15 protein-coding genes are annotated in these 17491 nt (G+C 72.3%); 12 read left to right on the top strand and 3 right to left on the bottom strand.

Translation table 11 applies throughout. The features are described 5' to 3' along the window. Positions 1–149: 149 nt before the first annotated feature. Positions 150–995 carry a peptidylprolyl isomerase gene (locus ACH4J0_RS17930; RefSeq protein ID WP_396241113.1) on the bottom strand — a complete coding sequence of 282 codons (846 nt, stop codon included), beginning with the start codon at positions 993–995 and terminating at the stop codon, positions 150–152. Positions 996–1234: 239 nt separating this feature from the next. Here ACH4J0_RS17930 and ACH4J0_RS17925 point away from each other — a divergent pair, with 239 nt between their 5' ends. The 7 genes from ACH4J0_RS17925 to rpsD all read left to right on the top strand — a co-directional run bounded on the left by ACH4J0_RS17925 (position 1235) and on the right by rpsD (position 9078). After that, the gene (locus ACH4J0_RS17925) at positions 1235–1942 is read left to right on the top strand and encodes an MBL fold metallo-hydrolase (RefSeq protein WP_396241111.1); all 708 of its coding nucleotides are present in this window, start codon (positions 1235–1237) and stop codon (positions 1940–1942) included. 11 nt (positions 1943–1953) lie between these two features. Continuing rightward, positions 1954–3216, top strand: a complete 1263-nt coding sequence (gene hisS, locus ACH4J0_RS17920) for a histidine--tRNA ligase (RefSeq protein WP_396241109.1) — start codon at positions 1954–1956, stop codon at positions 3214–3216. Then, positions 3213–5003, top strand: coding sequence for an aspartate--tRNA ligase (gene aspS, locus ACH4J0_RS17915; RefSeq protein ID WP_396241107.1), 1791 nt, complete (start codon positions 3213–3215; stop codon positions 5001–5003). Before hisS ends, aspS begins: the two co-directional genes overlap by 4 nt. A 93-nt stretch (positions 5004–5096) precedes the next feature. After that, positions 5097–5615, top strand: a complete 519-nt coding sequence (locus tag ACH4J0_RS17910) for a GNAT family N-acetyltransferase (protein WP_396241105.1) — start codon at positions 5097–5099, stop codon at positions 5613–5615. 91 nt (positions 5616–5706) lie between these two features. Continuing rightward, positions 5707–6525 carry a polyphosphate kinase 2 gene (gene ppk2 / locus ACH4J0_RS17905; RefSeq protein WP_396241103.1) on the top strand — a complete coding sequence of 273 codons (819 nt, stop codon included), beginning with the start codon at positions 5707–5709 and terminating at the stop codon, positions 6523–6525. A gap of 217 nt (positions 6526–6742) precedes the next feature. After that, positions 6743–8149, top strand: a complete 1407-nt coding sequence (locus tag ACH4J0_RS17900) for a replication-associated recombination protein A (protein WP_396241101.1) — start codon at positions 6743–6745, stop codon at positions 8147–8149. A 314-nt stretch (positions 8150–8463) separates the two neighbouring features. Next, complete coding sequence (gene rpsD, locus ACH4J0_RS17895) at positions 8464–9078, top strand: 30S ribosomal protein S4 (protein WP_270148363.1); 615 nt, start codon at positions 8464–8466, stop codon at positions 9076–9078. Between the two features lie 96 nt (positions 9079–9174). On the opposite strand, the gene ACH4J0_RS17890 is transcribed toward rpsD, so the two are convergent. Beyond that, positions 9175–9492: a tetratricopeptide repeat protein gene (locus tag ACH4J0_RS17890; protein ID WP_396241099.1), complete on the bottom strand. Its 318-nt coding sequence runs from the start codon at positions 9490–9492 to the stop codon at positions 9175–9177. Positions 9493–9540: 48 nt separating this feature from the next. Continuing rightward, positions 9541–11760, bottom strand: a complete 2220-nt coding sequence (locus tag ACH4J0_RS17885; protein ID WP_396241097.1) for an ATP-binding protein — start codon at positions 11758–11760, stop codon at positions 9541–9543. Between the two features lie 219 nt (positions 11761–11979). Between ACH4J0_RS17885 and ACH4J0_RS17880 the strand changes: the two genes are divergently transcribed. The 5 genes from ACH4J0_RS17880 (at position 11980) to mltG (ending at position 17464) form a co-directional block, all read left to right on the top strand. Beyond that, positions 11980–12459, top strand: a complete 480-nt coding sequence (locus ACH4J0_RS17880; RefSeq protein ID WP_396241095.1) for a DUF948 domain-containing protein — start codon at positions 11980–11982, stop codon at positions 12457–12459. Positions 12460–12463: 4 nt separating this feature from the next. Continuing rightward, positions 12464–12913 (top strand): DUF6167 family protein, encoded by a 450-nt coding sequence (locus ACH4J0_RS17875; RefSeq protein WP_396241093.1) that lies wholly within the window; start codon positions 12464–12466, stop codon positions 12911–12913. Next, complete coding sequence (gene alaS / locus ACH4J0_RS17870; protein ID WP_396241091.1) at positions 12913–15582, top strand: alanine--tRNA ligase; 2670 nt, start codon at positions 12913–12915, stop codon at positions 15580–15582. Before ACH4J0_RS17875 ends, alaS begins: the two co-directional genes overlap by 1 nt. After that, positions 15582–16064: a Holliday junction resolvase RuvX gene (gene ruvX, locus ACH4J0_RS17865; protein ID WP_396241089.1), complete on the top strand. Its 483-nt coding sequence runs from the start codon at positions 15582–15584 to the stop codon at positions 16062–16064. The genes alaS and ruvX overlap by 1 nt, the downstream gene beginning before the upstream one ends. 158 nt (positions 16065–16222) lie before the next feature. After that, the gene (gene mltG / locus ACH4J0_RS17860) at positions 16223–17464 is read left to right on the top strand and encodes an endolytic transglycosylase MltG (RefSeq protein ID WP_396241087.1); all 1242 of its coding nucleotides are present in this window, start codon (positions 16223–16225) and stop codon (positions 17462–17464) included. Positions 17465–17491 lie beyond the last annotated feature (27 nt).

The following is a 17491-nucleotide window of genomic DNA, read 5'->3' as shown; positions in this document are numbered from 1 at the left end:
GAGGGTGACGGCCAGGCGGGTGCGGGCACCCTATACAACGCCAACATAGGCGACCAGGCCCGGTGCTGTCCGCATCCGGGCCGGGCGATTTCGGTCCGGAGCCGGGCGGGAGCGCTCTCGGCGCCCGCCGCCGACGGCCCCGGGATCGGTCAACCCTTGGACACCGTAACCGAGTTGAAGGTGACGTCGGCCATCGGGTGGCCGTCCGGGCCGCCTTCCAGGGTGCCCGCGGCGGCGATCTTCTGGACCACGTCCAGGCCACCGGTGATCTTGCCGAACGGGGTGTAGTTCGGCGGCAGCTGGGTGTCCTTGTAGACCAGGAAGAACTGGCTCCCGTTGGTGCCCGGGCCGGAGTTGGCCATCGCCACGGTGCCCGCCGGGTAGGTCGCGCCGGTCAGGTTCTCGTCGGCGAACTTGTAGCCGGGGCCGCCCGTGCCTCCCGGCACGGTCGCGCTGGCGGTCGGGTCGCCGCACTGGAGCACGAAGATGCCGTCCGTGGTGAGGCGGTGGCACTTGGTGTGGTCGAAGAACTGCTCGCCCGCCAGGAAGTTGAACGAGTTCACCGTGTGCGGGGCCTTGGCCGCGTCCAGCGCGACGGTGACCTTGCCGCAGTTGGTGTCCAGCGCCATGGTGTACGAGGCGTTCTGGTCGATCGACATGGCCGGCTCGGCCTTGAACTGCTTGCCGTTGGGCGAGCCCGGCGCCGGGGTGGCGCAGCCCTCGACCGGCTTGCGGGTCGGCGCGGCGGTCGGGTCGGCCTGGGTCGGCGCGGCCTGGGCGGAGGAGGCGGCCGAGGCGCTCTTGTCCTTGCCGTCCGAGCTGAAGGCGCCGGAGGCGAACAGCGTGCCGCCGCCGGCCAGCACCACGACCGCGAGCGAGGCGCCCAGGATCGTGTTGCGCCGCCTGCGGGCCGACGCCGCCTCGGCGCGGCGCTGCATCTGGCGCTCGTACTTCTCGCGGGCGAGCTGCCGCCGCCGCTGTTCGCTGCTGACCACCGGCCGTGTCTCCTGAGCATGTGCGGGAAAAGTGGATGGTTCCGGAGCGGATCATCGCATCCATCGGCGGCCAAGTGTAGGGACCGGGCCCTAAGAACCCGGTGAACACGTCCGGCGGCCGGACCGGTCACGGCGTATCTGGTTCGCAACCGGACCCGGACCGCCGGTAGGCTTCCCTTACGTCATCACTACTGGTAGCCACCGCAGCCCCCCGCCGCACACAGACCCGAAGGACGCGCGTGTTCATCGCCGGATTCCCCGCTGGAGCCTGGGGCACCAACTGCTACCTGGTCGCGCCGGCGGCGGGCGAGGAGTGCGTCATCGTCGACCCCGGCCACCAGGCCGCCCGCGGCGTCGAGGAGCTCATCCGTGAGCACCGGCTCAAGCCCGTCGCCGTCCTGCTCACCCACGGCCACATCGACCACGTCGCCTCGGTCGTCCCGGTCTGCGGCGCCCGCGGCATCCCGGCCTGGATCCACCCCGAGGACCGGTACATGATGTCCGACCCGGAGAAGGCCGTCGGCCGCGCCTTCGGCACCCAGCTGATGGGCGAGCTCACCGTCGGCGAGCCCGACGACGTGCGCGAGCTCACCGACGGCAGCGTGCTGGAGCTGGCCGGACTGCGGCTCACCGTGGACCACGCCCCGGGCCATACCGGGGGGTCGGTGACCTTCCGGACGCCCGGTGCCGAGGACCTCCCCCCGGTGCTGTTCTCGGGCGACCTGCTGTTCGCCGGCTCCATCGGGCGTACCGACCTCCCGGGCGGGGACGGCGAAGCGATCATGCGCTCGCTGGCCCGGGTGTGCCTGCCCCTCGACGACTCCACCGTGGTCCTCTCCGGCCACGGCGGACAGACCACCATCGGCCGCGAGCGCGCCACCAACCCCTACCTCCGACAGGCAGCGGGGGCGGCCGGCGCCCCGGCTTTCCCGCGACGAGGAATGTGACGGAAGAGAAGTTGAGCACCTTCACCGCCCCCAAGGGCACCTACGACCTGCTGCCCCCCAGCTCCGCGACCTTCCTGGCGATCCGCGAGCGCATCGCCGCGCCCGCCCGCCGGGCCGGTTACGGCTACGTCGAGACCCCGGTCTTCGAGGACGTGAAGCTGTTCTCCCGCGGTGTCGGCGAGTCCACCGACATCGTCTCCAAGGAGATGTACACCCTCACCACCAAGGGCGGCGACGAGCTCGCGCTGCGCCCCGAGGGCACCGCCTCGGTGCTGCGCGCCGCGCTCCAGGCCAACCTGCACAAGCAGGGCAACCTGCCGGTCAAGCTCTGGTACTCCGGCTCGTACTACCGCTACGAGCGGGCCCAGAAGGGCCGCTACCGCCAGTTCTCCCAGGTCGGTGCCGAGGCGGTCGGCGCCGAGGACCCGGCGCTGGACGCCGAGCTGATCATCCTGGCCGACGACGCCTTCCGCTCGCTGGGCCTGAGCAACTACTCGCTGCTGCTCAACAGCCTCGGCGACAAGCAGTGCCGCCCGGTCTACCGCGCCGCCCTGATCGAGTTCCTCTCCGGCCTGGACCTGGACGAGGACACCCGCCGCCGCGCCGAGATCAACCCGCTGCGCGTGCTGGACGACAAGCGCGAGTCGGTGCAGGCGCAGCTGGTCGGCGCCCCGATGCTGCGCGACTTCCTGTGCGAGGAGTGCAAGGCGTACGACGAGAAGGTGCGCGAGCTGCTCACCGCCAACGGCGTGGCCTTCGTCGACGACCCGAAGCTGGTCCGCGGCCTGGACTACTACACCCGCACCACCTTCGAGTTCGTGCACAACGGCCTCGGCGCCCAGTCCGCGATCGGCGGCGGCGGCCGCTACGACGGCCTGTCCGAGATGATCGGCGGCCCGGCGCTGCCGTCCGTCGGCTGGGCGCTCGGCGTCGACCGCACGTACCTGGCGCTGGAGGCCGAGGGCGTCGACCTCGACCTGCCGGCCGCCACCGCCGTCTACGCCGTCGCGCTGGGCGAGGAGGCCAAGAACGTCCTGTTCGCCAAGGTGGTCGAGCTGCGCCGGGCCGGCGTGGCCACCGACCTCGCCTTCGGCGTCAAGAGCATCAAGAACGCCATGAAGTCCGCCGACCGGTCCGGCGCCCGCTTCGCCCTGATCGCCGGTGACCGGGACCTCGCCGAGGGCGTCGTCCAGCTCAAGGACATGAGCACCGGCGAGCAGACCCCCGTCGCCCTCGACGCACTCGTCACCACCCTGAAGGAGAAGCAGCTGTGATCCGCACGCACGACGCGGGCACGCTCCGCCCGGAGCACGCAGGCACCACCGTCACCCTGGCCGGCTGGGTCGCCCGCCGCCGCGACCACGGCGGCGTCGCCTTCATCGACCTGCGCGACGCCTCCGGCACCGTGCAGATCGTGGTCCGCGACCTCGACTCGGTGCACGGCCTGCGCGCCGAGTACTGCGTCAAGGTCGTCGGCGACGTCCGGGTGCGCCCCGAGGGCAACGAGAACCCGGACATCCCGACCGGCGCCGTCGAGGTCGTCGTCAGCGACATCGAGGTGCTCTCCGAGGCCGCCCCGCTGCCGTTCCCGGTCGCCGAGTACGAGCCCGGCACGGTCAACGAGGAGGTCCGGCTGCGCTACCGCTACCTGGACCTGCGCCGCGAGGGCCCGGCCAAGGGCCTGCGGCTGCGCTCCAAGGTCAACAACATCATCCGCCGGGTGATGGAGGAGAACGACTTCCTCGACATCGAGACGCCGTACCTCACCCGCTCCACCCCCGAGGGCGCCCGCGACTTCCTCGTCCCGGTCCGCCTCCAGCCCGGCCACTGGTACGCGCTGCCGCAGTCGCCCCAGCTGTTCAAGCAGCTGCTGATGGTGGCCGGCATGGAGCGCTACTACCAGATCGCCCGCTGCTTCCGCGACGAGGACTTCCGCGCCGACCGGCAGCCGGAGTTCACCCAGCTGGACATCGAGGCCTCCTTCGTCGACCAGGAGGACATCCTGGCCCTCGGCGAGAAGATCGTCGGCGCCATCTGGCGCGAGGTCCACGGCTACGAGATCCCCGCCCCGCTGCCGCGGATGACCTACGCGGACGCCATGGGCCGCTACGGCTCCGACAAGCCGGACGTCCGCTTCGGCCAGGAACTCACGGACCTGACCGAGTACTTCAAGGGCACCGACTTCCGCGTCTTCCAGGCCCCGTACGTCGGCGCCGTGGTCATGCCGGGCGGCGCGTCGCAGCCGCGCAAGCAGCTGGACGCCTGGCAGGACTGGGCCAAGGCGCGCGGCGCCAAGGGTCTGGCCTACGTGCTGATCGACGCCGAGACCGGCGAGCTGCGCGGCCCGGTCGCCAAGAACCTCTCCGAGGAGCACCTGGCCGGCCTCGCCGCCGCGGCCGGCGCGAAGAACGGCGACGCGGTCTTCTTCGCGGCCGGCAAGGAGCGCGCCTCGCAGGAGCTGCTGGGCGCCGCCCGTCTGGAGATCGGCCGCCGCTGCGGGCTGATCGACGAGTCCAAGTGGGCCTTCCTCTGGGTCGTCGACTTCCCGATGTTCGAGCCGATCGAGGACGACAAGGGCCAGTTCCAGGGCTGGCACGCGGTGCACCACCCGTTCACCGCCCCGACCCCGGAGTCGCTGGACAGCTTCGACACCGACCCGGGCTCGGCCCTGTCCAACGCCTACGACCTGGTCCTCAACGGCTCGGAGCTGGGCGGCGGTTCGATCCGTATCCACCAGCGGGACGTGCAGAAGCGGGCGTTCGACGCGATCGGCCTCTCCGAGGAGGAGGCGGCCTCGCAGTTCGGCTTCCTGCTGGACGCCTTCAACTACGGCCCGCCGCCGCACGGCGGGGTCGCCTTCGGCCTCGACCGGATCGTCACGCTGCTCGGTGGGTACGACACCATCCGCGACGTGATCGCCTTCCCGAAGACGTCCACCGGTGGTGACCCGCTGACCGGCGCCCCGACCCCGATCACCCCGGCGCAGCGCCGGGAGGCCGGCGTGGACGCCCAGCCGAAGGTCCGTGAGGACGCCAAGTCCGAGGCCCAGCCCAAGGGCTGACGCCCCGTCATACGCGCTAACCTGCAACGGCCCCGGACGGTCCTCCGTCCGGGGCCGGTCCACAACGTCGTGTGACACAGGGAGGGTTGACTCATGCAGATCACCACGAGAGTCGAATGTCCGGAGGACGCCCCGGCGACCAGACGCGTCCACATGGCCGCGTTCCCCGGGCCGGACGAGGCGGACCTGGTGGACGCGCTGCGGCGCGACCCCGCCTGGCTGCCCGGACTGTCGCTGGTCGCGGTGGACGACGCGGGGCTGGTGGTCGGGCACGCCCTGCTGACCCGGCTGCGGGTCGGCGACGGCGGCCCGAACGGTGACGCGCTGGCGCTCGCGCCGGTCGCGGTCGCGCCCGAGTGGCAGCGCCAGGGCGTCGGCGAACTCGTCGTCCGGGCCGCGCTGTCGGCCGCCGAGGAGGCGGGGGAGAGGCTGGTGGTCGTGCTCGGCGACCCGGAGTACTACGGGCGGTTCGGCTTCCTCCCGGCCGGGCGGCACGAGGTCACCGGCCCCTTCGAGGTGCCGGACGCCTACTTCCAGGTGCTGCCGCTGGCGGCCTACGACGGCGGTCCGCGCGGGCTGTGCCGCTATCCGGAGCCCTTCGTCGCGGTGTAGCCCGCCCGTTCCTTCCACTCCGACCTGCGGGGTCACCGTTCTGGGCCTACGGTGAAGGGTCATCAGCAGGAGTCGGACGGAGGACCCGAGGGTGGCCGAGGAGCAGCGGACCGCGAAGCCGGCACGACTGGCGAAGAAGCCGTACGAGCGGGAGCTGCTGCGGCTGCAGCAGGAACTGGTGAAGCTCCAGGAGTGGGTGCGGGTCGAGGGCGCCCGCCTGGTGGTGGTCTTCGAGGGGCGGGACGCGGCCGGCAAGGGCGGAGCGATCAAGCGGGTGACGGACTACCTGAACCCGCGCATCGCCCGGGTCGCCGCGCTTCCCACCCCGACCGAGCGGCAGAAGACCCAGTGGTACTTCCAGCGGTACGTCGAACACCTGCCGGCGGCCGGGGAGATCGTGCTGTTCGACCGCAGCTGGTACAACCGGGCCGGGGTCGAGCGGGTGATGGGCTTCTGCACCGACGAGGAGTACTGGCAGTTCCTGCACCAGTGTCCGACCTTCGAACAGATGCTGATCGAGGCGGGCATCCTGTTGCGCAAGTACTGGTTCTCGGTGAGCGACACCGAGCAGGAGCAGCGGTTCCGGGACCGGCTGGAGGACCCGATGAAGCGCTGGAAGCTCTCGCCGATGGACGTGGAGTCGATCACCCACTGGGAGGACTACTCGCGGGCCAAGGACGAGATGTTCGTCTACACCGACGTCCCCCAGTCGCCCTGGCACGTGGTGGAGAGCGACGACAAGCGGCGGGCCCGGATCAACATGATCGCCCACCTGCTCTCCTCCGTGCCGTACCACGAGGTCACCCCGCCCAGGATCGAGCTGCCGCCCCGCCCGGACCCGCGCGGTTACCAGCGGCCCCCGCGCGACCTGCAGAAGTACGTCCCGGACCACGCCGCCAGACTGGAGTAGACGGGCCCCGCCGGGCGCTGCCCATGAGAACGGCCCGTGTGGCGTCCGGGCGTCCGCAGGAGGCGCGCTCGTGTTCGTCCGTACCGTCCGCGCGCCCCGCGGGCGCCGGCCGCGCTGGGCGGCACGCTGCGGTCCTCGGAGGAGTTCGACGCGGTGCCGCTGGACCGCCCCGCGCATCCCGGGCAGTAGCGTCATCGGGCTGAACTAGGCTTCCGGTGTGGACGAACCGGACCTCTTCACCGCCGCCGCCGAGGAACGCCAGACCAGGGAGCCCGGCCGGGCGCCGCTGGCCGTACGGATGCGCCCGCGCACGCTGGACGAGGTGGCCGGGCAGCGGCAGCTGCTGAAGCCCGGCTCGCCGCTGCGGCGCCTGGTGGCGAACTCGCGCGGCCCGGCGGCCACCAGCTCGGTGATCCTCTGGGGGCCGCCCGGCACCGGCAAGACCACCCTCGCGCACGTGATCAGCCAGGCCGTGGAGGGCCGCTTCGTGGAGTTGTCCGCGATCACGGCCGGGGTCAAGGAGGTCCGGGCGGTGATCGACGGCGCCCGGCGGGCGGTCGGCATGTCCGGCCGGGAGACGGTGCTCTTCCTGGACGAGATCCACCGCTTCTCCAAGGCCCAGCAGGACTCGCTGCTGCCGGCCGTGGAGAACCGCTGGGTCACCCTGATCGCGGCGACCACCGAGAACCCGTACTTCTCGGTGATCTCCCCGCTGCTGTCCCGCTCGCTGCTGCTCACCCTGGAGTCGCTGACCGACGACGACATCCGGGCGCTGCTGCGCCGTGCGGTGGCCGACGAGCGCGGGCTGGAGGGCGCGCTGGAGCTGACCGCGGAGGCCGAGGACCACCTGGTGCGGCTCGCCGGGGGGGATGCCCGGCGGGCGCTCACCACGCTGGAGGCGGCGGCCGGAGCGGCGCTGGAGAAGGGCGAGGCGAGCATCACGCTGGCCACCACCGAGACGGCCGTCAACCAGGCGGCGGTGCGCTACGACAAGGACGGCGACCAGCACTACGACGTGGCCAGCGCGCTGATCAAGTCGATCCGCGGCAGCGACGTGGACGCCACCCTGCACTACCTCGCGCGGATGATCGAGGCGGGGGAGGACCCGCGGTTCATCGCCCGGCGGCTGATGATCTCGGCCAGCGAGGACGTCGGCCTGGCCGACCCGACGGCGCTGCAGACGGCGGTGGCGGCGGCCCAGGCGGTGGCCCTGATCGGCTTCCCGGAGGCCCGGATCATCCTCTCCCAGGCGGCGATCGCGCTGGCTCTGGCGCCCAAGTCCAACTCGGCCTACCTGGCGATCGACGCGGCGCTGGCGGACGTCCGCCAGGGGCTGGCCGGCGCCGTTCCGCCGCATCTGCGGGACGCCCACTACGGCGGGGCGGGCAAGCTGGGCCACGGCAAGGGCTACCAGTACCCGCACGACCTGCCCGAGGGCATCGCGGCCCAGCAGTACGCGCCGGACTCGGTGCACGGGCGGGAGTACTACCAGCCGAACCGGCGCGGCGGCGAGGTCCGGTACGCGGACACCGTGGAGTGGACGCGCGGGCGGCTGCGGGGGGAGCGCCGGGCGGAGCAGAAGACCGGGAAGGCTGCGGAGCAGCCCGGGGAAAAGGGCGAGTGATCCACGGGTATACTCGGTCGGAGTGCCATGTTCCCGGGACGGCGGCGGGGGAGACCCCACCGACCGGCCGCACCAGCGGGACATCGGCCGTAGGCCTCCCCCGGGAGGCCCGCACCAGGAGCGTCGCGCACCGTTTCGGTGTCGCGGACGGCCCGGTTCACCGGGCCCTTCGTGTGACCAGCACTTCTCGTGCCCGGCTCCGGAGAGCGGCTGATCCCTTCGCGCAGGCGACAGGGGTTTTCTCCGGGTCGCGACATGCGACCTCCGTCAACACCTGGTGAAAGCCGTATTCGTAAGCAAGGAAGGTTTGGTTCATGGCGAACCAGAAGCGTCCCAAGGTCAAGATCGCGCGTGCGCTCGGCGTGCCGCTGACCCCGAAGTCCGTCAAGTACTTCGAGGCCCGCCCGTACCCGCCCGGCCAGCACGGCCGTGGCCGCAAGCAGAACTCGGACTACAAGGTCCGTCTGCTCGAGAAGCAGCGTCTTCGCGCCCAGTACGACCTGAGCGAGAAGCAGCTGTCGCGCGCGTTCGACCGCGCGAAGAAGGCCGAGGGCAAGACCGGTGAGGCGCTCGTCGCCGAGCTGGAGACCCGTCTGGACTCGCTGGTGCTGCGTTCGGGCATCGCCCGCACCATCTACCAGGCCCGCCAGATGGTCGTCCACGGCCACATCGAGGTCAACGGTGGCAAGGTCAACAAGCCGTCGTTCCAGATGAAGCCGGGCTACGTGGTCACCGTCCGCGAGCGCAGCAAGGAGAAGGTCCCCTTCCAGGTCGCCCGTGAGGGTGGCTACGCGGGTGAGGGCCAGACCCCGAAGTACCTCGAGGTCAACCTGAAGGCCCTGGCCTTCCGCCTGGACCGTGCGCCGCAGCGCAAGGAGGTCCCGGTGATCTGTGACGAGCAGCTGGTCGTCGAGTACTACTCGCGCTGACCCGCTCTCGGTTCCGCAGACCGCGAGACCACAGCGAGCCCCCGTCGCCCTTCGAGGCGGCGGGGGCTCGCTGCTGTGCGGATCGAGCGCGGGCCGTCAGAGGCTCTCGCCGGTCATCGCGGCGGCCAGCCGCAGGTGCGGGCGGGCCTCCTCGGCGCGGCCCTGCCGCTCCAGGGTGCGGCCGAGCATCAGCCGGGCGTAGTCCTCGGCCGGGTCGAGGTCGAGGATGCGGCGCAGTTCGGCCTCGGCACGACCGAGCTGGGCGGAGTGGAAGTAGCTGCGGGCCAGCAGCAGCCGGACGGAGAGGTTGGCCGGCTCCTCGGCCAGCACGCCCTCCAGCATGCGGGCGGCGTCGGTGTACGCCTTGGACTCGAAGTAGAAGTTCGCGAGGCGGTACTCGTCGTGGATGGCCATGGTGTTCCTTCCGGGCAGATCCTTGCCTGCTCAAGCAATGCGCAAGCTTCAGCTATTCCGCGCCGGTGCCGGAGCCGGCGCGGGCGGCACCGAGCAGGGGCCGGGGCCGGGATCCGGCCCGTCCGACGGGCCCCCGTCGCCGAGCGCCCGGCAGACGGCGGCGTCCAGGTCCAGCCGGCCGCCCGCCCGGTAGCAGTCCTCGTACTCCCGCTCGGTGAGCCCGGCCCGGGTCCGTTCGGCGCACTGCCGGTGGGTGCCGAAGAAGGAGCGCGAGCCCAGGAAGGGACTGCCGACCGCGCGCCAGATCCGGTGCGCGGCGCCCTGGAGCACCCGGGCCTCGCGCAGGTCGGCCGCCTCGCCCGGCCCGGCCGGCTCGGTCTCCAGCAGCGCCAGCAGGTCGATGCCCAGCACGATGCCGAGCAGGTCGTGGAAGCGGTGGTTCAGCCGGACGCACTCGCGGGCCAGGGCGCGGGCCGGCTGGACCGCGCCGCCCAGGAAGTGCGAGTACGCCGTCGCGTACAGCACGTAGGCGTACGCCCACTGCTCGCCGTGCTCCTCGCACACCTTCCGGGCCTGCCCGAACCACAGCTCGCCGCTGTCCAGGTCGTGCTGGAACAGGTGGGCGAGGCCCAGTTCGATCATGGCCATCACCACGTTGCTGTTGAGCTCGCCGATGGTCCGGTAGTGCCAGAGCGCCTCCTCGAACAGCTCGGCGGCGCGCTCCGGGTCGTCCCCGATCAGGGCGGCGCAGCCCTGGCGGTGGACGGCGTAGGCGAGGGCCCGGGCGTCGCCGGTGTCCAGGGCCTGGCGGCGGCACTCCTCCAGGGCGGGCCGGGCGCTGCCGAGGTCGCCCTGGAGGGTGGCGAGGTAGCCGGTCACCCACAGGGCCTTGGCCCGGGCCTCGGTGGGCTCGCGGTCCAGGGCGAGCGCGCGCTCCAGCCAGTGCCGGCCCTCACCGAGGTGGCCGCAGCCGACCCAGTAGAACCAGAGGGTGCCTGCCAGCAGCAGGGCGATCTGCTCCTCGCCGGGTTCGGCGAGGCAGAACTCCAGCGCGGCGCGGAGGTTGGTGTGGGCGAGCCGGGTGCGTTCGGCGGTCTCGGGCTGCCGGGGGCCGAACCACTCGACCTCGCCCCAGGTGGCGACGCCCAGGTACCAGTCCCGGTGGCGGCGCAGCAACCGTGGCTCCTCGCCGGCGGCGCGCAGCCAGTGGCCGCCGTACTCGCGCAGGGTGTCCAGCAGCCGGAAGCGGACGCCGAGGTCGCCCTCCTCGCGCAGCACCACGGACTTGGCGACGAGTTCGTCGAGCAGGTCGAGCACGTCCTCGGGCTCGATGCCCTCGCCGGCGCAGACGTACTCGGCGGCCTCCAGGTCGAAGCTGCCGGCGAAGACCGACAGACGGGCCCAGAGTAAACGTTCCTGCACTGTGCACAGCTCATGGCTCCAGCCGATCGTGGTGCGCAGCGTCTGGTGCCTCGGCAGGGCCGTCCGGGGCCCGCCGGTGAGCAGCCGGAAGCGGTCGTCCAGCCGGGCCGTGATCTGCTCCACCGACAGCGCCCGCAGCCGCCCGGCGGCCAGCTCCACGGCCAGCGGGATGCCGTCCAGGCGGCAACAGAGCAGGCCCACCGCCTCCGCGTTCGCCTCGGTCACCTCGAAGGACGGCAGGACGGCCCTGGCCCGGTCGGCGAACAGCCGGACGGCGTCCGGCAACGGGCCCGGCCCCACCCGCTGGGTCGGCAGCGGTCCGACCGCCATCGGGGCCAGCGTCAGCAGGTGCTCGCCCGAGGCCCGCAGGGCGGCGCGGCTGGTGGCCAGCACCCGCAGGCCGGGCAGCGCGCGCAGCAGCGCGTCGGTCAGCTCGGCGCAGACCTCCACCAGGTGCTCGCAGCCGTCCAGCACCAGCAGCAGGCGGCGCCCCGCCAGGTGCTCGCCCAGCACGTCCAGCGGCGGCCGGGCGGTGCCGTCGGTCAACCCCAGCGCCTCCAGGACGGCGTGGCCGAGCAGCAGCGGGTCCTGCACCGGGGCCACGTCCACCAGCCAGGTGCCGTCCGGGAAGGCCCCGGCCGCCCGGGCCGCCGCGCGCAGCGCGAGCCGGCTCTTGCCCACCCCGCCCGGCCCGGTCACCGTCACCAGCCGGGCGCCGGCGAGCAGTCCCGCCAGCTCGGCCAGTTCCCGCTGCCGTCCGACGAAGCCGGTCACCTCGGCCGGCAGTCCGCCGGGCCCCGGCTCGGGCGGCCACGCCTCGGGCTGTGCTGTCCAGTCGCCGGCCAAGCGCTGCTCCCCGTCGTTCCGAGCCCGGACCGCGGCGGTCCGGACGTGCGTCGGGCCGTACGGCCGACGGCCCGCCTGGCAGAACGAGGTGACCGGCCGGTAGGTTACGCGCGCGGTTCGCACACCCGGACGAGGCCACGGCCGTGACCCGGTCCGGAAACCGGGCGTGGGCGCGATAGGGTTCGGTTGGAAACCGGCAAGGCGAGGGAGCGCGCAGAAGTGTCCGTGGGAGAGCTGGCCGGATTGCTCGTCGCCGTGTTCTGGGCGGTCCTGGTCACCCTGCTCGCGGTGGTGCTGGTCCGACTCTCCCGGGTGCTGAAGGAGGCCACCGTCCTGGTCTCCGCCGTCACCGAACAGGCCGTGCCCCTGTTGACCGAGGCGGGCGCCGCCGTGCGCAGCGCCAACGAACAGCTGGACCGGGTGGACGAGATCACCGCCAACGTGCAGGACGCCGCCGCCAACGCCAAGGCGCTGTCCTCCACCGCCGCCGCCACGCTGGGCGGACCGCTGATGAAGGTCGCCGCCTTCAGCTACGGCGTCCGCAAGGCCGTCGCCAAGCAGCAGGGCGCACTGCCGAACGTGCCGCTGCAGGCCGGCGAGCGCGACGAGCTGGCCCGGCTGATCCGGGCCGAGGTGCGCGCCGCGACCGCGCCCAGGGGAGGCCTGCTCTCCCGGGTCCGGCGAGCGGTGAGGGGCTGACGGCATGGCACGCATCTTCTGGATGGCGGTCGGCGCCGGCGCCGCCGTGTGGGCCATGAACAAGGCCAACGACGCGGTGCAGCGGCTCACCCCGGACAGCCTCTCCGGCACCGCCGCGCGCGGTGCGCTGCACCTGGGCGACCTCGCCAAGCAGTTCGCCCAGGACGTGCGCTCCGGCATGGCCGAGCGCGAGGAGCAGCTGAAGGACGACCTCGGACTGCACGGCACCGCCGTCGCGGAGCCCCGGAGCACCCGCCGGGTCCTGCGCGGCGAGCCGCAGTACCGAGCTATCTCGGCGGCGCCCGGTCGTCCGGCCGCCGCCCTGCCCCCCGCCCGCGCCCTGCCCCCCGCCCGCGCCCTGCCCGACGGCAGTGCCCGCACCACCCCACAGACCATGGAAGAAACGCCCCGCCGAGCCCTGCCGCGGGGCGGAACGAACCGGAAGGACCACTAATGGAGTCGGCTGAGATCCGCCGCCGCTGGCTGCGCTTCTTCGAGGAGCGCGGCCACACCGTCGTTCCGTCGGCGTCCCTGGTCGCCGACGACCCCACCCTGCTGCTCGTCAACGCCGGCATGGTGCCGTTCAAGCCCTACTTCCTGGGCGAGGTCAAGCCGCAGTTCTCGCGCGCCACCAGCGTCCAGAAGTGCGTGCGCACCCTGGACATCGAGGAGGTCGGGAAGACCACCCGGCACGGCTCCTTCTTCCAGATGTGCGGCAACTTCTCCTTCGGTGACTACTTCAAGGAAGGAGCCATCAAGTTCGCCTGGGAGCTGCTCACCACTCCCGTCGCGGAGGGTGGCTACGGCCTGGAGAAGGAGAAGCTCTGGATCACCGTCTACAAGGACGACGACGAGGCCGAGCAGATCTGGCGCGACGTCATCGGCGTGCCCTCCGAGCGCATCCAACGCCTGGGCATGAAGGACAACTTCTGGTCGATGGGCGTGCCCGGCCCGTGCGGCCCGTGCTCCGAGATCAACTACGACCGCGGCCCCGCGTACGGCGAGGAGGGCGGCCCGGCGGTCAACGGCGAGCGCTACCTGGAGATCTGGAACCTGGTCTTCATGCAGTACGAGCGCGGCCACGGGGACGGCAAGGACGGCTTCGAGATCCTCGGTGACCTGCCGAGCAAGAACATCGACACCGGCCTCGGCCTGGAGCGCCTCGCCGCCATCCTCCAGGGCGTCGACAACCTCTTCGAGATCGACACCAGCCGGATGATCCTCGACCGCGCCGCCGAGCTCACCGGCCACACCTACGGCGCCGACCACAAGTCGGACGTCTCGCTGCGCGTGGTCACCGACCACATCCGCACCGCGCTGATGCTGGTCGGCGACGGCGTCACCCCCGGCAACGAGGGCCGCGGCTACGTGCTGCGCCGCATCCTGCGCCGCGCGATCCGCAACATGCGGCTGCTGGGCGCCACCGAGCCGGTGGCCAAGGAACTCATCGACGTCGCGATCAAGGCGATGGCCCCGCAGTACCCCGAGCTGGAGAGCGACCGCAAGCGCATCGAGACGGTCGTCATCGGCGAGGAGGCGGCCTTCCTGCAGACCCTGAAGGCCGGCACCAACCTGCTGGACGTCGCGGTCACCGAGACCAAGCAGGCCGGCGGCGTGGTGCTCTCCGGCGAGCAGGCGTTCAAGCTGCACGACACCTACGGCTTCCCGATCGACCTCACCCTGGAGATGGCCGAGGAGCAGGGCCTCCAGGTGGACGAGGCCGGCTTCCGCCGCCTGATGCAGGAGCAGCGGGACCGCGCCAAGGCGGACGCCAAGGCCAAGAAGATGGGCCACGCCGACGTCGCCGCGTACCGCGAGGTCGCCGACAAGTCCGGCGCGAGCGTCTTCACCGGCTACTCCCTGACCGAGGGCGAGGCCACCGTGGTCGGCCTGCTGGTGGACGGCGTGCCGTCGCCGGCCGCCTCCGAGGGCGACGAGGTCGAGATCATCCTCGACCGCACCCCGTTCTACGCCGAGGGCGGCGGCCAGCTCGCCGACCACGGCCGGATCCGGCTGGAGTCCGGCGCGGTGGTGGAGATCCGCGACGTGCAGCAGCCCGTCCCGGGCGTCGTCGTGCACTCCGGCGGGGTGCTGTTCGGCGAGGTCGTGCTCGGCGCCTCGGCGTACGCCACGATCGACACCGAGCGCCGCCGGGCGATCGCCCGTGCCCACTCGGCCACCCACCTGACCCACCAGGCGCTGCGCGACGCGCTCGGCCCGACGGCCGCCCAGGCCGGTTCCGAGAACGCCCCGGGCCGCTTCCGCTTCGACTTCGGCTCGCCCGCCGCCGTTCCGGGCAGCGTGCTGGTGGACGTCGAGCAGAAGATCAACGACGTGTTGGGCCGCGAACTCGACGTCACCGCCGAGGTCATGACGATGGATCAGGCCCGCAAGGCCGGCGCCATCGCGATGTTCGGCGAGAAGTACGGCGACGAGGTGCGGGTCGTCTCCATCGGCGACTTCTCCAAGGAGCTGTGCGGTGGCACCCACGTCGGCAACACCGCCCAGCTGGGCCTGGTGAAGCTGCTCGGCGAGTCTTCCATCGGCTCCGGCGTGCGCCGTGTGGAGGCGCTGGTCGGCGTCGACGCGTACAAGTTCCTGGCCCGCGAGCACACCGTGGTCTCTCAGCTCACCGAGCTGGTCAAGGGCCGCCCGGAGGAGCTGCCGGAGAAGATCTCGGGCATGCTCGCCAAGCTCAAGGACGCCGAGAAGGAGATCGAGCGCTTCCGCGCCGAGAAGGTGCTGGCCGCCGCGGCGGGCCTGGCCGACTCGGCCGAGGACGTGCACGGCATCGCCGTGGTCGCCGCGCAGGTCGCCGACGGCGTGGGCGCGGACGAGCTGCGCAAGCTGGTCCTGGACGTGCGCGGCCGCCTGGGCTCGCGCCCGGCCGTGGTCGCCGCCTTCACCGTGGCCAACGACCGCCCGCTGACCGTGATCGCCACCAACGAGGACGCCCGCGGCCGTGGCATCAAGGCCGGCGAGCTGGTCCGCACCGCGGCCAAGACCCTCGGCGGCGGCGGTGGCGGCAAGGACGACGTCGCCCAGGGCGGCGGCACCAACCCGGCCGCGGTCGGCGAGGCCATCGCCGCGGTGCGCGGCCTGGTCGCGGAGCGCGCCTCCTGATGCTCGAAGCGGAGCCGAAGCCCTTCCGGCGTGGACGGCGGATCGCCGTCGACGTCGGCGACGCCCGGATCGGGGTCGCGTCCTGCGACCCCGACGGGGTGCTCGCCACACCGGTGGAGACCGTCCCGGCCGGGGTGAAGTCGCAGGCCAGGATCGCCGCGATCGTGGAGGAGTACGACGCGATCGAGGTGATCGTCGGGCTGCCGCGCTCGCTCAGCGGCAAGGAGGGCCCGGCGGCGGAGAAGGTCCGGGCGTACGCGGCCCGGCTGGCCAACCGGCTCTACCCGGTGCCGGTGCGGCTGGTGGACGAGCGGATGTCGACCGTCACCGCGACCCACGGGCTGCGCGCCTCGGGGGTCAAGGCGAAGAAGGGCCGCTCGGTGGTCGACCAGGCCGCCGCGGTGGTGATCCTGCAGACCGCCCTTGAGTCCGAACGGGTGAGCGGACGCCCACCCGGTGAGAGCGTCGAGGCGGTCGGCTGACCGGCCTGCTCTAACGTCCCGTTGAGGGGTCCGTGCGGACGCGTCCGCACGGACCCTTTTTTGTTCCGTTCCGTGTCCGTTTCGTATCGATCTGGATCGATACGAAACCGATCGGAGCGATTCGCAGCGATCCGGGACCGCCGAGGGGGCCGCGAGCCATGACCGACCAGGACTTCCACCCGGGGCTCACGCCGGGCCACCTCGGTGCACCGGTACTGGAGCCGGAGGGCCGTCCGCCGGCCGCGCCCCGGCCGCGCCCCGATGCGCCGGATCCGCACCGACGGCGTAACGGACTGGCCTGCGCGCTCACCGCCTTCGCGCTGATCGCGGTCTTCGGAGGGATCGGGCTCACCGGCTACACCTGGTTCCAGCGGCAGCGCAGACCTCCGGCGGCCGCCGACTACGCGGGGCAGGGCGACGGCACCGTCCAGGTCTCGGTGCCCGAGGGCGCGGGCCTGTCCCAGATCGCCTCCGCGCTGGTCCGCAACGGGGTGGTGGCCAGCTCGCTCGCCTTCACCCGGGCGGCGAAGGGCAGCGCGGCGGCAGCCGGGCGGATCCAGCCCGGGACGTACACGCTCAAGCGGAGGATGTCGGCGGCGGCCGCGCTGTCCGTCCTGATCGACCCGGCCAACGCCAACGGCCTCACCATCCCCGAGGGTTGGCGCGGCAACCAGATCTACGCGGCGATCGACAAGAAGCTGAACCTCCCCGAGGGCACCACCCAGAAGGCCGCCAAGGAGCAGGGCGCCGAGCTCGGCCTGCCGGACTTCACCAACGGCAGCCCCGAGGGCTACCTGTTCCCCGCCACCTACGCCGTCACCGACGGGACCACCCCGCTGGACCTGCTGAAGCAGATGGTCGACCGGGCCGGCAAGGAGTACAGCCGGGACGACGCCAACGTCGTCGCGCAGAACCTCGGACAGAGCCTGTACGGGCTGGTCACCGTCGCCAGCATGGTCCAGGGCGAGGCCGACAACACCGAGGACATGGGCAAGGTGGCCCGGGTCATCTACAACCGGCTGGCCAAGGGGATGCCGTTGCAGCTGGACTCCACCATCAACTACGCGCTCGGCCGCTCGACCCTGAACACCACCGTCACCGACACCAAGCTGGACTCCCCGTACAACACCTACCTGCACCCGGGGCTGCCGCCGTCACCGATCTCTAACCCGGGGCGGCAGGCGATCATGGCGGCGCTGGACCCGACGCCCGGCGACTGGCTGTACTTCGTGACCGTGAAGCCGGGCGACACGCGGTTCACCGACAGCTTCGACGTGCACCAGCGCAACGTGGCGGAGTTCAACGCCGCCCGGGCGGCCGCGCCGAGCGCCCCGGCCCCCGGTCCGGCCCCCGGTCCGGCCGCCGCCACGGCCTCGACGCCGGGCACGGCCACGCCGTGACGGCCCCGTGTGCCGGGCGTGAGGTCG

It is taken from the genome of Kitasatospora sp. NPDC017646 (genome assembly GCF_044329365.1).
GTDB lineage: Bacteria > Actinomycetota > Actinomycetes > Streptomycetales > Streptomycetaceae > Kitasatospora.
This window is presented reverse-complemented; position numbering and strand designations above follow the sequence as displayed.

What these genes read in the sequence shown, in the direction of transcription:
- ACH4J0_RS17910 (WP_396241105.1), top strand. Translation starts at nt 5,097, where the DNA reads ATGCAGATCACCACGAGAGTCGAATGTCCGGAGGACGCCCCGGCGACC.
- rpsD (WP_270148363.1), top strand. Translation starts at nt 8,464, where the DNA reads ATGGCGAACCAGAAGCGTCCCAAGGTCAAGATCGCGCGTGCGCTCGGC.
- ACH4J0_RS17890 (WP_396241099.1), bottom strand. Translation starts at nt 9,492, where the DNA reads ATGGCCATCCACGACGAGTACCGCCTCGCGAACTTCTACTTCGAGTCC.
- ACH4J0_RS17875 (WP_396241093.1), top strand. Translation starts at nt 12,464, where the DNA reads ATGGCACGCATCTTCTGGATGGCGGTCGGCGCCGGCGCCGCCGTGTGG.
- alaS (WP_396241091.1), top strand. Translation starts at nt 12,913, where the DNA reads ATGGAGTCGGCTGAGATCCGCCGCCGCTGGCTGCGCTTCTTCGAGGAG.
- ruvX (WP_396241089.1), top strand. Translation starts at nt 15,582, where the DNA reads ATGCTCGAAGCGGAGCCGAAGCCCTTCCGGCGTGGACGGCGGATCGCC.
- mltG (WP_396241087.1), top strand. Translation starts at nt 16,223, where the DNA reads ATGACCGACCAGGACTTCCACCCGGGGCTCACGCCGGGCCACCTCGGT.